The sequence below is a fragment of the Psychrobacter sp. NPDC078631 genome, assembly GCF_050268165.1.
Taxonomy (GTDB): domain Bacteria; phylum Pseudomonadota; class Gammaproteobacteria; order Pseudomonadales; family Moraxellaceae; genus Psychrobacter.
Map to the genome: position 1 here is coordinate 527513 of NZ_JBNNGG010000001.1, position 17333 is coordinate 544845.

The 17333-nt window shown below is 44.1% G+C and carries 12 protein-coding genes; 4 read left to right on the forward strand and 8 right to left on the reverse strand.

Going from position 1 to position 17333, the window contains the following annotated elements; genetic code table 11:
* Positions 1 to 121: 121 nt before the first annotated feature.
* From ACQKCP_RS02110 to tolQ, 5 genes are all read right to left on the reverse strand, one after another.
* Positions 122 to 1528 (reverse strand): nucleobase:cation symporter-2 family protein, encoded by a 1407-nt coding sequence (locus ACQKCP_RS02110; RefSeq protein WP_427611092.1) that lies wholly within the window; start codon positions 1526 to 1528, stop codon positions 122 to 124.
* Positions 1529 to 2034: 506 nt separating this feature from the next.
* Positions 2035 to 3327, reverse strand: a complete 1293-nt coding sequence (locus ACQKCP_RS02115; protein ID WP_427611093.1) for a translocation protein TolB — start codon at positions 3325 to 3327, stop codon at positions 2035 to 2037.
* Between the two features lie 136 nt (positions 3328 to 3463).
* Positions 3464 to 4486 carry a cell envelope integrity protein TolA gene (locus ACQKCP_RS02120; protein WP_427611094.1) on the reverse strand — a complete coding sequence of 341 codons (1023 nt, stop codon included), beginning with the start codon at positions 4484 to 4486 and terminating at the stop codon, positions 3464 to 3466.
* A 73-nt stretch (positions 4487 to 4559) separates the two neighbouring features.
* Entirely contained in the window at positions 4560 to 5018 is a 459-nt protein-coding gene (gene tolR, locus ACQKCP_RS02125) for a protein TolR (protein WP_427611095.1), read from the reverse strand.
* On the reverse strand, positions 5015 to 5737 hold the full coding sequence (gene tolQ, locus ACQKCP_RS02130; RefSeq protein WP_057759620.1) for a protein TolQ: 723 nt from the start codon (positions 5735 to 5737) through the stop codon (positions 5015 to 5017). The genes tolR and tolQ overlap by 4 nt, the downstream gene beginning before the upstream one ends.
* Positions 5738 to 6365: 628 nt before the next feature.
* Here tolQ and ACQKCP_RS02135 point away from each other — a divergent pair.
* From ACQKCP_RS02135 to ACQKCP_RS02145, 3 genes are all read left to right on the forward strand, one after another.
* A complete protein-coding gene (locus tag ACQKCP_RS02135; protein WP_101204806.1) occupies positions 6366 to 7661 on the forward strand; it encodes an NCS2 family permease in 1296 nt (431 codons plus the stop codon).
* A gap of 737 nt (positions 7662 to 8398) precedes the next feature.
* Positions 8399 to 11662 carry a bifunctional proline dehydrogenase/L-glutamate gamma-semialdehyde dehydrogenase PutA gene (gene putA / locus ACQKCP_RS02140; protein WP_427611096.1) on the forward strand — a complete coding sequence of 1088 codons (3264 nt, stop codon included), beginning with the start codon at positions 8399 to 8401 and terminating at the stop codon, positions 11660 to 11662.
* An 11-nt stretch (positions 11663 to 11673) separates the two neighbouring features.
* A complete protein-coding gene (locus ACQKCP_RS02145) occupies positions 11674 to 12366 on the forward strand; it encodes a 1-pyrroline-5-carboxylate dehydrogenase (protein ID WP_427611097.1) in 693 nt (230 codons plus the stop codon).
* Positions 12367 to 12557: 191 nt separating this feature from the next.
* Here the strand turns inward: ACQKCP_RS02145 and ACQKCP_RS02150 are convergent, their stop codons facing one another.
* Positions 12558 to 13730 carry a JmjC domain-containing protein gene (locus ACQKCP_RS02150; protein ID WP_427611098.1) on the reverse strand — a complete coding sequence of 391 codons (1173 nt, stop codon included), beginning with the start codon at positions 13728 to 13730 and terminating at the stop codon, positions 12558 to 12560.
* Positions 13731 to 13920: 190 nt separating this feature from the next.
* Here ACQKCP_RS02150 and ACQKCP_RS02155 point away from each other — a divergent pair, with 190 nt between their 5' ends.
* Complete coding sequence (locus tag ACQKCP_RS02155; RefSeq protein ID WP_057759633.1) at positions 13921 to 14106, forward strand: NF038104 family lipoprotein; 186 nt, start codon at positions 13921 to 13923, stop codon at positions 14104 to 14106.
* A gap of 225 nt (positions 14107 to 14331) precedes the next feature.
* Here ACQKCP_RS02155 and purB read toward each other — a convergent pair whose 3' ends face one another.
* Positions 14332 to 15723 carry an adenylosuccinate lyase gene (purB, locus tag ACQKCP_RS02160; protein ID WP_102092828.1) on the reverse strand — a complete coding sequence of 464 codons (1392 nt, stop codon included), beginning with the start codon at positions 15721 to 15723 and terminating at the stop codon, positions 14332 to 14334.
* Positions 15724 to 15935: 212 nt separating this feature from the next.
* Positions 15936 to 17162 (reverse strand): tRNA 2-thiouridine(34) synthase MnmA, encoded by a 1227-nt coding sequence (gene mnmA, locus ACQKCP_RS02165; protein WP_427611099.1) that lies wholly within the window; start codon positions 17160 to 17162, stop codon positions 15936 to 15938.
* Between the last annotated feature and the right edge of the window lie 171 nt (positions 17163 to 17333).

The following is a 17333-nucleotide window of genomic DNA, read 5'->3' on the forward strand; positions in this document are numbered from 1 at the left end:
AGGTATCTATTCAATAAGTCAGGTGTTTAATCAGTGAAGTGCACAGATTGTTTCTATTTTTCTGTGCACCTCGTTTATGGCGAAACACTTCGATATATTTAACCCTAGCTTACGTTTAGTCTTAAGCGACTTCTTGCGTTGGTTCTAAACCGTCTTCAGCATGCTGTGCTTTGGTATCAAACTCGATGCCATAGTTTTTGGGTAAAATCATATCAAGGGTGATTGCCACAATCCCTGCCATTGTTACCGCTGAGCCAAAGATATTCTGAAAGAACTGCGGCGTTTGTGACAGTACGTCAGGGACAAAGGCGATACCCGTTGCCAGACCCAGTGAGGTGGCAATGATTAAGACATTACGATGCGTAAATTGCACGGTAGATAAGATGCGAATGCCAGCAGTCGCTACCGTCGCAAACATCAATAGCGTGACGCCGCCAACGACAGGCTTCGGTAACTGCGTAAAAATAGCACCAAGGACAGGGAATAGCCCCATCAGGCATAGGATGCCGCCCACATAGAAACCCACATAGCGACTGGCAATACCCGTCATCTGGATCACACCGTTGTTTTGGCTAAAGGTCGTCACAGGGAAGGTGTTGAATACCGCCGCAATCAGAGAGTTAACACCATCTCCTAGTACGCCACCTTTGATGCGTTTCTCATAGATAGGGCCTTTGATCGGTTCACCTGATATCATCGAGGTAGCCGTCAGATCGCCTGAGGTCTCGATACTGGTAATGATGTACATAAAGGCAATAGGAATAAAAGCTTGCCAATCAAAACCAAAGCCATATTTAAAAGGGATCGGCACCGTAAAAAAAGCCGCTTCAGAAACCAGTGAGAAATCGATACGTCCCATAAATACGGCCGCGATAAGGCCGAGCATCAAACCGATAAAGATGGCGCTTGAGCGAATGACTTTATTGTTGATGATGCTAATCAGTACGACACTTGCCAGCACACCACCGCCCAAAAGTAGGTTTGGAATACTGCCAAAATCTTCAGCACCAAACCCGCCTGCTAAGTCAGTCAGACCTACCTTAGTTAATGACAAACCAATCGTGACAATCACGCAGCCTGTAACAATAGGGCTCATAAAAGATTTGAGTTTGGTAATAAACTGACTCAAAAATATCTCAACAAATGCACCGAGAAATGAAACGCCAAAAATAACGGATAATATCTCTTCTGGACCACCGCCGCGGTTTTTTACCACAAATCCTGCCGTCAATACAGCTGCTAAAAATCCAAAGCTGGTGCCTTGCAACGCCATGAGGCCAGAGCCAACCGGGCCTACTTTACGAGTCTGAATAAAGGTTGCAACGCCAGATACTATCAATGACATACTGAGAAGGTAGGGGATATGCTCTCCTAAACCTAATGTGCCACCTATGATAAGAGAGGGTGTAATGATACCTACAAACGCTGCAAGTACGTGCTGTATAGCACCTAGAAAAGCTTTGATGGGGGTAGGACGGTCATGCAGTCTATACAGTAAATCGGTATTCGCTGGAACGTTTTCACTCATGGTGGTTTCCTCCTAAAATAACTGCTTAGTACCCGCTTGACTGTAGATATCAGACAATGTGGTAAATCACGAGATCAAAGTTTTAACCCAATCTTTGATTTGTTTTTTTATCGATGTAAACAATAGGGGTACGCATCCGTCTGTAAGATAAGTAGTAAAAATAACTAACATATATCGGCTAATATTTGAACAACCTGACTAATTAGTCAGGTCTATTTAGGGTATAGGTAAAATACAAGCCATGGCAATGTTTTTTTTGGTACTAGTGCGTTTACAGGTTTGTTACGAAGGAGGGAGGGTTAGGTAACATTGGAAGGTAGATCAAAGACGAGGGGTGCTGACCATTTAAAGTAAATAAGTACTAAGATCTATCGCCAGCTCTATTGCTGTTTTTTAATCAAAAAAAGCCCCAACCATATTCGTTATGGTTGGGGCTTTTACAAGTTTGCTTAACAGTTGATCTCTATTCTACTATAACTAAAATTGCTACTTTGGTGGACGACCAGTTATTTTGGGCTTGATGACCATACAGGTGAGCGGATAACACCTTGTCCTGACTTACCAAACGCTTCGCCACCGTTGAGAGATTTGATGGTCAGTACGCCTTTGCCGCCTTGGGTCGATGCGTAGACCACGCGTTTACCGTTTGGCGAGAAGCTTGGTGCTTCGTCGATACCTGTATTGCCAAGATTGGTAGTGATAGCACCATTACTATTCATAATAGCCGCTGAGCGTCCACTTAAAAAGGCAATTTGTGTACCGTCACTGCTAAACTGCGGGCTGGTTGCATAACCACCGTTTGACACTTTAGTCGTTTGTCCTGTGGCAAACTCGTAGCGATAGACTTGCGGCTTGTTAAAGCCAGTTTTATCACTGACAAACACAAAAGATTTGCCGTCTGGTGCATAGCTTGGTTGTACTTCACTGCTTGGTAAATTAGTGAGCCTTCTAGGTGTACCGCCGTTGGCGCTCATCTCATAGATATCAGCGCTACCTTCAAAACTACTAGAGAATAATATCTTGCTGCCATCAGGAGAGAAAGACGGGCTTAGGTTACTACCTGAAAAAGGCGTCAGGGCAGTTGCGCCGCCGCCACTGACGTTTTGCACGTAGATGATGGGATATGATTTTTCACGTTGTACTGAGTAGGCGATACGGTTGCCATCAGGTGACCATGCTGGTGAGAAGATAGAGCCTGTCACTTCAGTAATGGTTCTAGCATTTTCGCCATCAGCATCCATCACTTTGAGACGCGAGATCTTTTGCTTGCCAGTTCCTGTTTCTTCAATATAAGCAATGCGTCCTGAGAAATCCCCTGGAATACCAGTAATCAGCTCGTACACTTTATCTGCGATGACATGACCGGCATAACGCATGCTTTCTCTATTGTTGTCAGCGCTTAGGCTTTGCTTGCCTTCTATCACACGACCAGATTTGACATCGATGACTTCATAATCGGTGATTATTTTGCCACGATTGGTACGCGTACTGCCGACAACCAGATACGGTATGCCCATGCTTTGCCAAACAGGTAATGTACCTGTCAGCTCTTTACTACTGTGCGGCTGCTGCGGTAGATCTTGATTGGTTACTTTTAACTCGGTTTTACTCAAGTCATTTAATATAATCGGTGACAAAACCGAGTCACCCGCAAACGATACAAACGCAACTTGGTTTTGCTGAACAGGAATTTCATAGTCCAATTCTAGTACAACAGGTGCAGCGAGCACGCTTTGCGATATCAGCAATGCTGAGGTACTGGCGAGTAATGAGACTAGTAATTTTTTGTGGGTACGCATGAGTAAATGGAGCTCCTAAAATTAGTATGATATTCATTTTTTATTTAATGAGACAAGCATCTAGATGAGGCAGCAACCTATGCGAGACAAGCCGCTTAACGTCACGTTACCAATATTATAAGAACCTAGCAACTGATTAATTGCTGCCTTTAAACTGTATGGTAAAAGTCGGGTATTTAGGGTCATCAGCATCAATCGGGAGACTGCCAGTATTGAGTACCGCTTGTCTTGCCGCTTCGTTGACCGTGCTATCAGGTCCAGAGGCGGTCACATTGATCACATCGCCATTTGCATTGACAGTGATGGTTAGGGTGGCACGTTGAGTAGAGCCTCGCGCAGCAGTAGGCGGCGTATAGTTACGCTTGATTAAATTGATAATTTCACTGTTGCTAGCACCACGACTGCCACTGGACGCAGAGCGGCTACTGCCCTTGGACGTACTAGAGGTTGACGTATCACCAGACACAGTAGACTGTCCATCTGATAGGCTAAAGTTTTTTCCTGCATTGCCAGAGCCGGCAGTATCAATCTCAATATTACGATCGCTAGCAGTGGGACGTTTTATCTTTGGTGGATTGTTTTGCTTTTGACGAAACTCTCCCAGCCTTTTTTGCTCTTCTATGAGCTGATCGCGTTTGCTTTGATCGACTTGGTCAAGCTCTTCCATGGCGGATTCGTCTAGTTGTGCTGCCCACTCAGCCATTTTGCGCTCATACTCTTGATTTTGCTCAAGCAGACGTTGTTGATGGTCTTCGCTCATCAGTATAGGTTGACCAGCTGGCTCCTCAGATCGTGTAAATACAGGGACACGTTGAGCGCTTGACTGACTTGGATTTTGCGCACTGACGCTACTACCAGACACTTCTGGCTGAGCACCACTGGACGAGTCGCTAGTGCTACTATCCATCTGCATTGCGCTAGCTGCTGCACGGTTGGCCAGTATTTGTCCTTGCATTTCAGCAAGTTGCTCAGGAGATACCATGACCGTCTCGATACTACCAGCAGTCTCAACCTCAGTGGTTTGATAGTTATAAACCAGTATGCCGATGATAAGACCATGCGCCAGTAAGCTTAGCAACGTCGGCAGGGTTAGGCCGTTGCTTTCTGGTTCGGTAGGTACATAGACGGCAGGAGCATTATGCATGGTAGGGACACTCATGAACGTGATTTGTCAGATTGATTACTAGGATTGGCTATTGTGATATAAGACATTTACTAAAGGACGCTTATCACTATAAAGAAGGCGTGGGTAGTGGTGCACCGGTCAGTAACCCAACTTTTTCGATACCTGCTTGTTGCAAAGTCGCCATGAGCGTCATAATGGCACCATACTGATTGTTTTGATCGGCATTGATCATTACCTGTACTGGCTCAGCATTACTATTATCGCTCTGAGACTGTAGGTTAGATAATGTATTAATCAGCTCAGGCTCACTTACAGGCACGTCGACATTGCTTTCATAACTGATATAAATATCACCTTTATCAGTCAAAGAAACAATCACAGGTAATTGGCTTTGACTCATGGTATTGGTTTGCTCTTTTGGCAGATCGACATCGACACCTGTAATTAGCATTGGCGCTGTCACCATAAATATCACCAGTAGCACCAGCATGACGTCAATGTAAGGCACGACGTTCATTTCTGCATTAAGGGCTTTTTTTTCACGGCCGTAGGGGTTTGGTTTCATAGCCCTGTCACCTGACCTGCATTAACTTGGGTTTCTTTGCTAATAGGCGCTTGTACACTGGTCTCACGCTGTAGCATGCCTGTCATCTCATCACAAAATAAGGCGCGCGAGTCATATAATCGGCTCGATTTTGCTGTGAAATGATTGTATGCCAATACCGCAGGGATAGCGGCAAACAAACCCATGGCTGTGGCAATCAGTGCTTCGGCGATGCCGGGAGCGACAGAGGCGAGGGTAGCTTGCTCAGTTTGAGAGAGTCCCAAGAATGCATTCATGATACCCCACACTGTACCGAACAATCCGATGTACGGAGCAACAGAGCCAATGCTGGCTAGCGTCGTCAGTCCTGACTCTAGCAATTGCTGCTGACGACCTAGGCCGACACGTAGCTTGCGTTCAACACCATCGATAATATCGTCTTTAGGTTGACGCTTTTTATGCATTCTTAGGTATTCTGAAAAGCCCACATAAAAAATCTGCTCAAGTCCTTGACGATCAGGAGATCCCTGAATGCCTTGATATAGCTTGGCCAAATCTTCGCCTGACCAAAACCAAGTCTCAAACTGTTGATCAAAGTTTTTGGCTGTACCAAGTCGCGCACTCATGCGAAAGATAATAACCCAACTGAGCAAAGAGGCTAATAACAATAGTGCCATCACAATCTGCACCAATAGACTGGCTTGGGTAATAAGATCGACAATATTTAATGATTCAGGCATGTAGTGGACTCACGAATAATTGATAACAGCTGGCTGGAATAGTGATATCCGAACCAGACAACCCCTAAACAAACACTATTTACTTTTTATTATTTAACACGCAGCACGTTTCTTTACTAAAAATTTGTAACTGTGCTTAGAAAAATGCTGCAACAGTAAGTATCGCGATTTAGGTATCGGTATAATAACCCCCTAGTTTACTTCTAAATGAGAGAAAGGTCATTATTAATGTGTTAAACGACTATTCAGTTGGGCTGCTATTGATTCATTCAATAGTTAGTTGGATAACATGAATAATGATCGAGCAAATACTTACTACCTAAAACTCATGACTCAAACCGAATATTACCTCAATAGCGGATAGAAAGTAGTTTTTCAAATAGCGTAGGGCAACATGGCTGTATGTAGCTTTTCATATGGCTTTTCTGACCAATAGTCTTGAAGTCTCTCAAAATCGCATTTTGTACGAGATAGACATTATCAACGATTGAGTTTGTAAGATAACTGGTCTAATATGTTACGCTTTGTTACTACATTATTCTTATTGTGGCATCGTTATTTTTTCGCTGAGGTCATGTTTAATTTTAGGTAATGATGACTTTTTATTAGCCAGTCGGGGGCGACACTTATGAATGCAATTGAACGCTATTTTGGGATTAATGGTGAAAATACCACGATCAAAACAGAAATCATCGCTGGTATAACCACGTTCTTGACGATGGCTTATATTATCTTTGTCAACCCTAATGTCTTAGCCGATGCAGGTATGGATAAAGGGGCCGTATTTGTAGCGACCTGTATAGCAGCAGCAGTAGGTTGTTTCATCATGGGTATCTACGCCCGACTACCAGTTGCGCTCGCACCAGGTATGGGGCTTAATGCCTTCTTTACCTATGGTGTGGTGCTTGGTATGGGCTACGCATGGCAGACAGCGTTAGGTGCGGTGTTCTTGTCTGGTTGTATCTTCGTACTATTGAGTCTATTTAAGATTCGTGAAGCAATCATTAATGCCATTCCAACGTCTCTCAAAAACGGCGTAGTCGCTGGTATTGGTGCGTTCTTGGCGTTTATTGCATTGCAAAGCGCAGGCATCATCGTCAATCATGATGCAACCTTAGTTGGCCTTGGTGACATGACATCATTTGGTCCTGTCATGGCTTCATTAGGTTTTGTTGTTATCATTGGCCTGTCTTATAAGAGAGTCCCAGGTGCGGTAACCATTGGTATTTTATTGGTTGCACTGATTAGCTTATTAATGGGCTATACACAGTTCACAGGTATCATCTCTTCACCGCCTTCTATTGCACCGACGCTTATGCAATTAGACATTGCTGGTGCATTTGATGTGGGCATGATCAGTGTTATCTTTGCTTTCTTATTTGTCGATTTGTTTGATACTGCTGGTACTTTGATTGCTACCACTAGCCAAGCAAAGCTAACGGACAAAGATGGCAATATCCCGAACATGGGCAAAGCACTACTCGCTGATTCAACAGCGACAGTAGCGGGTTCTTTACTGGGTACTTCATCGACGACCAGCTATATTGAGAGTATCTCTGGTATTGCCTCAGGTGGCCGTACAGGCTTAATGGCTGTTACGGTAGGTGTGCTATTCCTGTTCAGTATCTTCTTCTCGCCATTAGCAGGTATGATTCCAGCTTATGCAACGGCTGGCGCTATCTTTTATGTAGCCGTGCTTATGATGGGTACCTTAAAGGATATTAACTGGAGCGACTTAACAGAAGCAGCACCAGTGGTTGTGGTATTGCTATTCACACCGCTTACATACTCTATCGCTGACGGTATCGCACTTGGTTTTATTACCTTTACAGCTGTAAAAGCAATTGCAGGCAAGTTTGCAGATATCAGTATCGCTGTCTGGATTTTGACTGCTATATTGTTGTTCAAGATTATCTTCCTATAATGCAAAGTGTAGTAAGACATTAATAGTGTCTTAAACAAGAAACCCTCCTTATCAGCTGATGATAAGGAGGGTTTTTTTGTTAGCATTATAAGACTATCGTCTTAATTTGAACTCGGTATTTTGGGAGTTAATGTTTAGTATTTCTGATACCAGTATTAAGTAGGGTGATGCCAAACTATGGGCAATAGTAAACAAAAAAACGTAACCAAAGCGTCATGACCAATAAAGTGCTTGTAAGTTATTGTTATTTAGATATATATTAATTTATGAAAATAATAAATTTCGTTAGTTTGAAAAAAACTTTCGTGATATTATAGCCGAGTTAAGCGCATCACCTCAATCAACGCCGTAGAGGTTTTTCTTACAGTGAATTAGCATCACCAAAGATGACAGATTTGTGATTATTAGAGCGATTTTTGGTTCAATAAGGCGATATTTGGTCATCAACACTCCTTTCACTACTAACAAGAAGAAGGCACTAATGCCGCTTAGCTTTTCGTTGTTGCCTTTGTATTGTTAACGTAGCCCGTTTAACAGTCGAACGACCTACTTAACCGTCTCCAGCCTATGCTGGATTTTTAGTTTTGTGATGGCGCCGTTTGGTCTTTTGATTATTGCTGTGAATATCCGTCAATAACCACTATTTTCTGATAGCGGTTATGAGCAGTTATACAGGACGATCAGACTTCCTAAAGCACCATTTATTATGGTTTTTAAACGATAGTTATGGAGTTATTATGAACCCAGTAGACCAGTTTACCCCGCAAGAGCCGATCTTGTTTAATCCTGTTGATATGCTGTCGCCTGAGTATCTCGCCCAGTCAGCAGATGCGCTAAATAAGCGTATTTCGCCGCTATATAGCGCCGATGAAGAACGTTGGTTGTCTGAGTTGTTGCCACTTGCCAAACCTAGTATAGAAGAACGCGATGCTGCTGCTGAGCAAACGCGCAAACTGGTCGAGCACGTGCGTAATGATGGTAAAGCCGTCAAGATGGTTGACTCATTATTACTTGAGTATAGCCTTGATACCCAAGAAGGTATCTTGCTAATGAGCTTGGCAGAAGCCTTGATTCGTGTGCCAGACAACTATACGGCTGATGCATTGATTCATGACAAAATGAGTGTGGCTGACTGGAAAAAGCACATTAAAAATGACAATGGCTTTATGGTCAATGCCTCTACTTGGGGTATGATGATGACTGGTCGCGTTGTCAGTATTGACAGCAGCACCACTGCATCAGGTTTCTTGGATCGTATGACTAAAAAGATGGGTGAGCCTGTCATTCGTAGTGCGATGCAAAAAGCCATGCGTATCATGGGCCATCAGTTTGTATTGGGCGAGACCATCGAAGACGCCAATAAAAACAGCCAGCCATATCGTAATAGAGGCTATACCTATTCATTTGATATGTTAGGTGAAGCAGCGATCACGCATAAAGATGCGGAAAAATACTTCAATGACTATCTACATGCGATCAGAGCCACGGCGAACGTAAAAGTCAAAGAAGGCATGCCGAAGCCGTCAGTGTCTATCAAATTATCAGCACTGCATCCTCGCTATGAAGCAACGCAAGAAGCGCAAGTAATGGGCCTATTACGTCAGCGCTGCCTGCTATTGATTGAAGCGGCACGTGAAGTCAATGTCGATATCAGTATTGATGCTGAAGAAGCAGATCGCCTTGAGATTTCTCTAAAACTGTTTGAGTCTTTGTACCGCGATAATTTAACGGCAGACTGGGATGGTTTAGGTATCGTTGTACAAGGGTACTCTAAACGCGCTATCGCTGTATTAGCATGGCTTGCTCGTTTGTCTACTGAAGTCGGTGATCGTATTCCAGTACGTCTAGTAAAAGGCGCTTACTGGGATACTGAGATCAAACTTGCTCAGCAAAAAGGTCTATCAGGCTATCCAGTTTGGACACGTAAAGAAGGTACGGATACTGCATACCTTGCTTGTGCGCGCTTCTTATTGTCAGACCATCTGCGCGGCCTAATCTGGCCACAGTTTGCGACGCATAATGCGCATACATTGTCATCAATCATGACCATGAGTGCACATAGAGACTTTGAATTCCAACGTCTGCACGGCATGGGCGATGCGCTTTATGATCATATTTTGCAAGCTTATGAGATTCCTGTACGTATCTATGCGCCAGTGGGCGCGCATAAAGACTTGCTACCGTACTTGGTACGCCGCTTATTAGAGAACGGTGCCAACAGCTCGTTTGTTCATCAGTTGCTAGACAAGTCTTACCCAATTGAAAAGCTAACAGTGCATCCATATGACAAGCTGCTTGGTAATGCAACATTGCACAATCCAGACATCCCGTTACCGTTAGAGATTTACGGTGAACGCCGTGCAAGTTTTGGCCCTAATATCTTTGTAGAGTCACAATGGTTGCCGTTCAAATCAGCTATTGATAGCCATCTACACAAAACATGGTCAGCAACCTCTATCATTAATGGTAAAGCTGTTGATACTTACGAAGTAGATGGTCAAACGAATCAGCTTGATACGCAAACTGTACTTGCGCCTTGGAACCACGAAGTTAGTGCTGGTAAAGTAACTTATGCCAACGCTGAAGTGGCTCGCCAAGCGATTGACGTTGCTGTTGTTGGTCAAGATGTATGGCAAAATGTACCAGCTGCTAAGCGTGCTGAGATATTACGTAAGATTGCTGAGCTATACGAAGAAAACTACGCTGAGCTAATGGCACTATGCCAAGTTGAAGCGGGCAAAACCATGCAAGATGGCATCGATGAAATCAAAGAAGCCGTTGATTTCTGTCGTTTCTATGCTGACGAAGCAGAGCGTCTAGATGACGTCGTACATGAGTTCACAGACTTGGCTGGTAAGCAGTCTCGTCAAGTGTATAAAGCACGTGGCACTTTCGTTTGTATCAGTCCATGGAACTTCCCATTGGCTATCTATACGGGACAGATTGTAGCTGCACTTGCTGCAGGTAACACCGTAGTAGCGAAACCTGCTGAACAAACCAGTTTGGTAGCTCACTTTGGTGCCCAGTTGATGTATCAAGCGGGCATACCAGCCGAAGCATTGCAATTAGTCATTGGCGCAGGCGACGTAGGTGGTGCTTTGACGGCTGCTGACAATATCGCAGGGGTAATATTTACAGGCTCTACTCAAACAGCCCAACGTATCAACCAAAGCCTAAATGATCATGCACAAACCAGTGGCGAGTTGCCTGTCTTTATCGCTGAGACTGGCGGTCAAAATGCGATGATCGTTGACTCAACAGCATTGCCAGAGCAAGTCGTTAGAGATGCGGTACTATCAGCATTTGGTTCAGCAGGTCAGCGTTGCTCAGCTTGTCGCATATTGTGCGTACAAGAAGAGATGGCAGATGATTTAATCGAGCTATTGCAAGGTAATATGGCTGAGCTGTCTGTAGGTAATCCTCTATATGCTGCGACAGATGTAGGTCCAGTAATTGATGCAGATGCTAAGCATGGTTTAGAGGCGCACATCGAACGTATGAGTGCTGAGCCGACTGCTACTATCTTGGCACAGACGCCGATGAGCTCAAGCTCAGTCGTCAGTCAAGAGAAGTCTACCTTTGTATTGCCAACCGCGATCGAAGTAAAGAGCATTGATGTGATCGGTGGTGAGCACTTTGGCCCAATTCTACACGTACTTCGTTATCAAGCACGTGATTTGAATAAGCTGATTGATGCTATTAACAACACAGGCTTCGGTTTGACGTTAGGTATCCATAGCCGTATCGAAAATACCGTTGAGCACATTGAGCGCCGTGCATTTGTCGGTAACACTTACATCAACCGTAACCAAATCGGCGCGGTCGTAAACGTACAGCCATTCGGTGGTTGTGGTCTATCTGGTACTGGTCCTAAAGCTGGTGGCCCTCACTATGTCGCGCGTCTCATGCAACTTAGCTCAGAAACAGTCAATGCTGAACAGTCAGCTGCTCATATGACAGCGACCGAAACCCAAACTACCACTCAAACAGAACTCGCATAAGGAGTAGCAACATGGCGACTGAATTCAAAAAAAATCATGCCCAGGTTTGTGAATCTTGGCGATTACTCGGCGCAGTCAACCGCGCAACGTATCTACAAGCAGCCATTCCAAAACTGGCATTGCTCACTGGTGATGCTAATAAAGCAAAGCGCTTATTCAACCATTTGTTGAGCGCTGCGCCTAGCTTGGATGAGATGCATCGTATGACAGGCGCAACAGGCGAGTCCAATGACTTGTATGTGACTGGCCGTGGTAAAACCATGGTCATCGGTGGCGAAACTGCTAGAGTTATGGCAGTATTAGGTCAGCTTATCGCAGCTTTGTTGACAGGTAATGAAGTTATATTGCATTGCCCAAGCCAGGATGAGATGTGTAATGAAGCTGCTAAAATACTGCACGACACAGGTATCAGCGAAGATGTATTAAGTGTGGCTAACGATTCGCAAACTGTGACGCTTTTATACATCGATCGTCTAGCACAAGTGGCTGTCTCTGGTAGCCGCAGCGAGGTGCAAGCCATCAGTCAAGAGCTTGCCAATACTGACGGTATTTTGACACAGGTTATCAGTGTCACTGATATGGAAGGCTTGTCAGAAATGCTAACGCCTGACTATCTGCATCGTTTTGTCACTGAGCGAGTCAAGACTATCAATACCACAGCAATCGGTGGTAACGCGAGCTTGCTTGAGCTTGGTACAGAGTAGCATCACTGCATTAATTACGAATCCGCTTCGCTTTTATATCAACTTTTATAAAGGCTAAGCGGTGTTTGGTAGCGCTATAACTACCAAACTAGTGATTGCATAAGATATATAAGAAAAAACCGCTATCTGAGTAATTATCAGATAGCGGTTTTTTTGTTTATGCTGTTTAACTTAAGCCTGATGACAGGATGTTATTCAGCAATATCAACCCATATCCAACCGTTTTCTAGCCATTCGCTCAAATCATCTGCATCGACATCTGCGACGTCGCTATGTTGTAATGCTTCACCATTGGCCAAGCGTACTAGTACTGCTATCGCCGATTCATCAAGCCCATCGATACGTTGACCATTGGCATACAGCACGGTGCCATCAGTGGTCTGGCTATAGAGTAGGCGGTTGCTATAGTCCGCCTGCAATGTGGCCCCTTCTGATAGGGCTTGCATTAGCTCATCGGTATCTAACGTCTCTTCTGGCATCAGCGCATCATATTGGCGTTTACTAACGACTTCAGAGACTGCTTGGCGAATCATATCATCACCGCGATCAGATTGTAGCATTTCTAGCAATTGCGCCTTGATAGCCGCAATACTATCTGCTTGCAATTCACCTGACGCTTGTAGCGCTTGCGGTAGTAGCATCGGGATAAATAACTTGCTGTCATTGGTTGCGATATCGGCCACACTATCGATGATTTGCATCAGGTTTGGACGACGACATCCAAACGAGAAAGTCAGACAGTCATCTTGTGCCACACCGAAATGTGATAATTTCGGCGGTACATAAAGGACATCACCCGCTTCTAGTATCTCATCAAAAATAAGCTCGCCCATGTCGTCAAATAAACGCAGCGGCTCATCAGCAACAAATTCTGTCTGGTCATCACAGAATTTGCCCAATTGCCAACGTCTAGAGCCGTAGCCTTGTGCCAAAAACACATCGTAGTCGTCATAATGTTTACCAACCGAACCACCTGCTGGCGCGTAAGAAACCATGATGTCATCGCGCTGCCATTGCGGAATAAAGTCAAATGCTTGCCATAACTGACCAAGCTCTGGCGACCATTGTTCAAGATTCTGCACCAATACGGTCCATTGCTCTGGTAGGTTTTCAAAATCAGTCTCATTCAGTGGGCTTTTTTTGAGTTGCCACTGTGCCTGACCTTCTTTTTTACTGGCTGCCTGAGTCAGCAGTCTTGCGCTAGCATCTTCTTCAAGCGCAAGACCAATCATGTCATCTGGTTCAAACATATCAATCAGCTGTGGCAACCCTTGCTTAATAAGTAGTGGCTTCTTTTGCCAGTATTCAGTCAGGAATTGCTCAGGCGTGATAGAGTCGGGTAAACAAAGAGGAATAGAAGTCATTGGTAAATCCATATTTTGGCGGTGTACAAGATTAATAATAAGGGATGCTTTATAGGAGGGTTTTAATAGTTTAAGATTGTCATCTATTTGATGTCTATTATTTTGGTAACGTTTATATAGTACATATAAGCAATAACGATTATCAAAATAATAGCTGTCAGCCGAGCATCCACTCAATCGTAGGAACGTTATGAAAAAGCTGCATTTTGTTGTCATCATCGCTAGCGTGTTTTTGCTACAAGCCTGTGTCCATAAGATTGTCACAGTACCCGCAAAAATCGCTTATAAAACTACCAAAGGCGTGGTCAAAGGAACCGTTGCTGTGGGTAAAGCCATCATACCGGGCGACAGTGATGACGATGATGATAAAAAATAAAACCTTACTTATCGACTATGGGTTTTGAATCAAAAGCAATCGAATCAACACCAATCATAGCGTTCAAAGTAAGGTTACTAGTTATTCAGATAATAGTTGTTCAGATAATAGCTATTAAGATAATAACTGAATAAGATAAAAGTGCTAGAAAGATAGGAGCGAGTAAATAATATTAGGCGCTCCTACCTTTCTAGTCCGATCTTATCAGTATGCTCTTATTAGCTATTAAAGCTTGGCAATCCATTCTTTAATAGCGCGTGCTTGCTCAGCGGCATTACCGATATAAGTAGCAGGCGTCAATGCACGTAGGCGTTCTTTGTCCGCATCACTAACTGCCGATAGCTCATCGCTTTCGACAAAGGTTAGCATGGCTTCACGAGTCATGGCATTACCGCGAGTCAAAGCTTTTAGTTTTTCATATGGGTTTTCAACGCGGTAGCGACGCATGACCGTTTGAATCGGCTCTGCCAATACTTCTTGCGCTTGATTCAAATCATCATTTAAACGCTGCGCATTTAGCTCAAGTTTACCCACACCTTTTAAACAAGCATCAAACGCAATCATGCTCTGTGCTAGGCCAACACCGATATTACGCAACACCGTTGAGTCCGACAGGTCACGTTGCATACGTGAAATGGGTAACTTCTCACCCAAATGTGCCAGCATAGCGTTGGCAACGCCTAAGTTACCTTCAGAGTTTTCAAAGTCAATTGGATTAACTTTATGCGGCATGGTAGAAGAGCCAACTTCACCATCTTTTAGACGTTGTTTGAAATAGCCTAAGCTAATGTATTGCCAGATATCGCGGTTAAAGTCGATCAAGATGGTATTGAAGCGCTTAACAGCATCAAACAACTCAGCGATATAGTCATGTGGCTCAATTTGAGTGGTATAAGGGTTGAATGTCAGCTCAAGACGCTGATTGATGAAGGCTTCAGCATGGGTCTGCCAGTCGACATCAGGATACGCTGAAAAATGGGCATTGTAGTTACCAACGGCGCCATTAATTTTACCTAACAGCTCTACTTGACCGATTTGCTTGATTTGGCGGGCTAGGCGATAGGCTACGTTTGCCATCTCTTTACCCAGTGTCGTTGGACTGGCTGTCTGACCATGTGTACGTGATAACATTGGCTGATCAGCGTGAGCAATAGATAAGTCAACGATACTATCAGTCACTTGCTGCATTTTCGCAACGACTAACTCGCGGCTGTCTTTGAGCATCAATGCATACGATAAGTTATTGATATCTTCACTGGTACAAGCAAAGTGAATGAACTCAAGCGAATCAATTAAGGCATCCTGACCACGGAACTTGTCTTTGATAAAGTACTCGACCGCTTTTACATCATGATTGGTCGTCGCTTCGATGTCTTTGATAGCTTGAGCATCTGCTTCGCTAAAGTCATCAACGATTGCATTCAAAAAAGCGTTGGTCTGGTCATCAAATGCTGCTAATTCACCAATTGCGCTGTTGTCAGCTAAAGACTGCAACCAGCGAATCTCTACCGTAACGCGAGCTTTGATTAGACCAAATTCAGATAAATAAGGACGTAAGCTGTCAGCCTTTGATGCGTAACGACCATCAATTGGAGAGAGAGCGGTAAGTGGGGTCATGGTTATGCCTCAGTAGTTATGAAATAAAAAACTGCAAGAGTCTGGATAAAAAATTACCATATAATAAACGACGTCAAAATCGTTGCGCGTAATATAGCAGAAATATGATATTAAAAAAGCGGTCTATGCAAATAAAGCGATGTTGACGCCCGTTAAAATCAATCTATTCACTGCATCAACATCTGTGCTTTAAGTTGGGTCTTAGGAAGCAATTAGAATCCGCAAGGTGCATCGATAGATTCAATCACGCCGCCGCCCAGACATACTTCATCGATATAAAATACCGCTGACTGACCAGGAGTGACGGCGCGCTGTGGCTCATCAAATACGACGCGCACTTCGCTGCCATCAGTATTGGTCGCAAACACGCGACAGGCTTGATCTGGCTGGCGATAGCGAGACTTTTCCATACAGGCTAGACCTTCGTCGCTAAACACATCCGCAGGTGGTAAACCATCAATCCAATCGAGCTTATAGGCTTTTAGCTCGTTGCTCATTAGCATGGGATGTTCATGCCCTTGACCGACGATTAAACGATTTTTCTCTAAGTCTTTTGCCAATACAAACCATGGTGCCTCTACACGGTCTTTAACCCCGCCAATGCCGATGCCGCCGCGTTGACCCAATGTGTAATACATGAGGCCATCATGAGTGCCGATGACTTTATTATCATCAGTAAGTATCTCGCCTTTTTGGGCAGGCAAATATTGCTGTAAGAAGTCTTTAAAGCGGCGCTCACCAATAAAGCAAATGCCTGTAGAGTCTTTCTTCTTAGCCGTCGCTAGGTCATGCTCTTCAGCAATCTGACGTACCACTGGCTTTTCAAGCTCGCCAACTGGGAACAGTGTTTTAGCGATTTTGTCACCGCCAACCGCATGTAAGAAATAGCTTTGGTCTTTATTGTTATCAAGACCGCGTAAGAGCTGCGCAACCTCATCACCGTCATCATTAGTATAATTCACACTGCGGCGCGTATAGTGACCTGTCGCGATATAATCTGCCCCAAGGGTCAACGCATAGTCCAAAAATGCTTTAAACTTAATTTCTTTATTGCACAAGATATCAGGGTTTGGGGTGCGTCCTGCTTTATATTCCGCCAAAAAGTGCTCGAATACGCGATCCCAGTATTCCATAGCAAAGTTGGCTGTGTGCAGCTTCATACCGATTTTGTCACATACGGCTTGCGCGTCTGCTAGATCATCCATCGCCGTACAGTATTCGGTGCCGTCATCTTCTTCCCAGTTCTTCATAAACAAGCCTTCGACCTTGAAGCCTGCCTGTTGAAGTAATACGGCTGATACAGAAGAATCGACCCCGCCTGACATACCGACAATCACATGCTTGGTGCTAGGATTTTCGACATCAGCAAGTGTTAAAGGGTGATGAGCATTAAAAGACTCAGAAACGGTTGTGCTTGAGGTATTTTGTATGGCTGACATAAAACGGCTCAACTATTTATACGTTATCCAAAGTACATGCCGACGCCAAGTATTATGCAATCACTACAATACGTAGTCTCAGCACAACAACGTCAGCTTGTCTTTTGGATCTAGTATTATGATAAAATAAACGTCATATTATACCAGTTAATTGAAACTGGTGGCGACCGA

Coding starts and splice junctions, on each gene's coding strand:
- purB (WP_102092828.1), bottom strand. CDS start 15,723: ATGACCCCACTTACCGCTCTCTCTCCAATTGATGGTCGTTACGCATCA.
- mnmA (WP_427611099.1), bottom strand. CDS start 17,162: ATGTCAGCCATACAAAATACCTCAAGCACAACCGTTTCTGAGTCTTTT.
- ACQKCP_RS02150 (WP_427611098.1), bottom strand. CDS start 13,730: ATGACTTCTATTCCTCTTTGTTTACCCGACTCTATCACGCCTGAGCAA.
- ACQKCP_RS02135 (WP_101204806.1), top strand. CDS start 6,366: ATGAATGCAATTGAACGCTATTTTGGGATTAATGGTGAAAATACCACG.
- ACQKCP_RS02110 (WP_427611092.1), bottom strand. CDS start 1,528: ATGAGTGAAAACGTTCCAGCGAATACCGATTTACTGTATAGACTGCAT.
- tolR (WP_427611095.1), bottom strand. CDS start 5,018: ATGAAACCAAACCCCTACGGCCGTGAAAAAAAAGCCCTTAATGCAGAA.
- ACQKCP_RS02145 (WP_427611097.1), top strand. CDS start 11,674: ATGGCGACTGAATTCAAAAAAAATCATGCCCAGGTTTGTGAATCTTGG.
- putA (WP_427611096.1), top strand. CDS start 8,399: ATGAACCCAGTAGACCAGTTTACCCCGCAAGAGCCGATCTTGTTTAAT.
- tolQ (WP_057759620.1), bottom strand. CDS start 5,737: ATGCCTGAATCATTAAATATTGTCGATCTTATTACCCAAGCCAGTCTA.
- ACQKCP_RS02155 (WP_057759633.1), top strand. CDS start 13,921: ATGAAAAAGCTGCATTTTGTTGTCATCATCGCTAGCGTGTTTTTGCTA.
- ACQKCP_RS02120 (WP_427611094.1), bottom strand. CDS start 4,486: ATGAGTGTCCCTACCATGCATAATGCTCCTGCCGTCTATGTACCTACC.
- ACQKCP_RS02115 (WP_427611093.1), bottom strand. CDS start 3,327: ATGCGTACCCACAAAAAATTACTAGTCTCATTACTCGCCAGTACCTCA.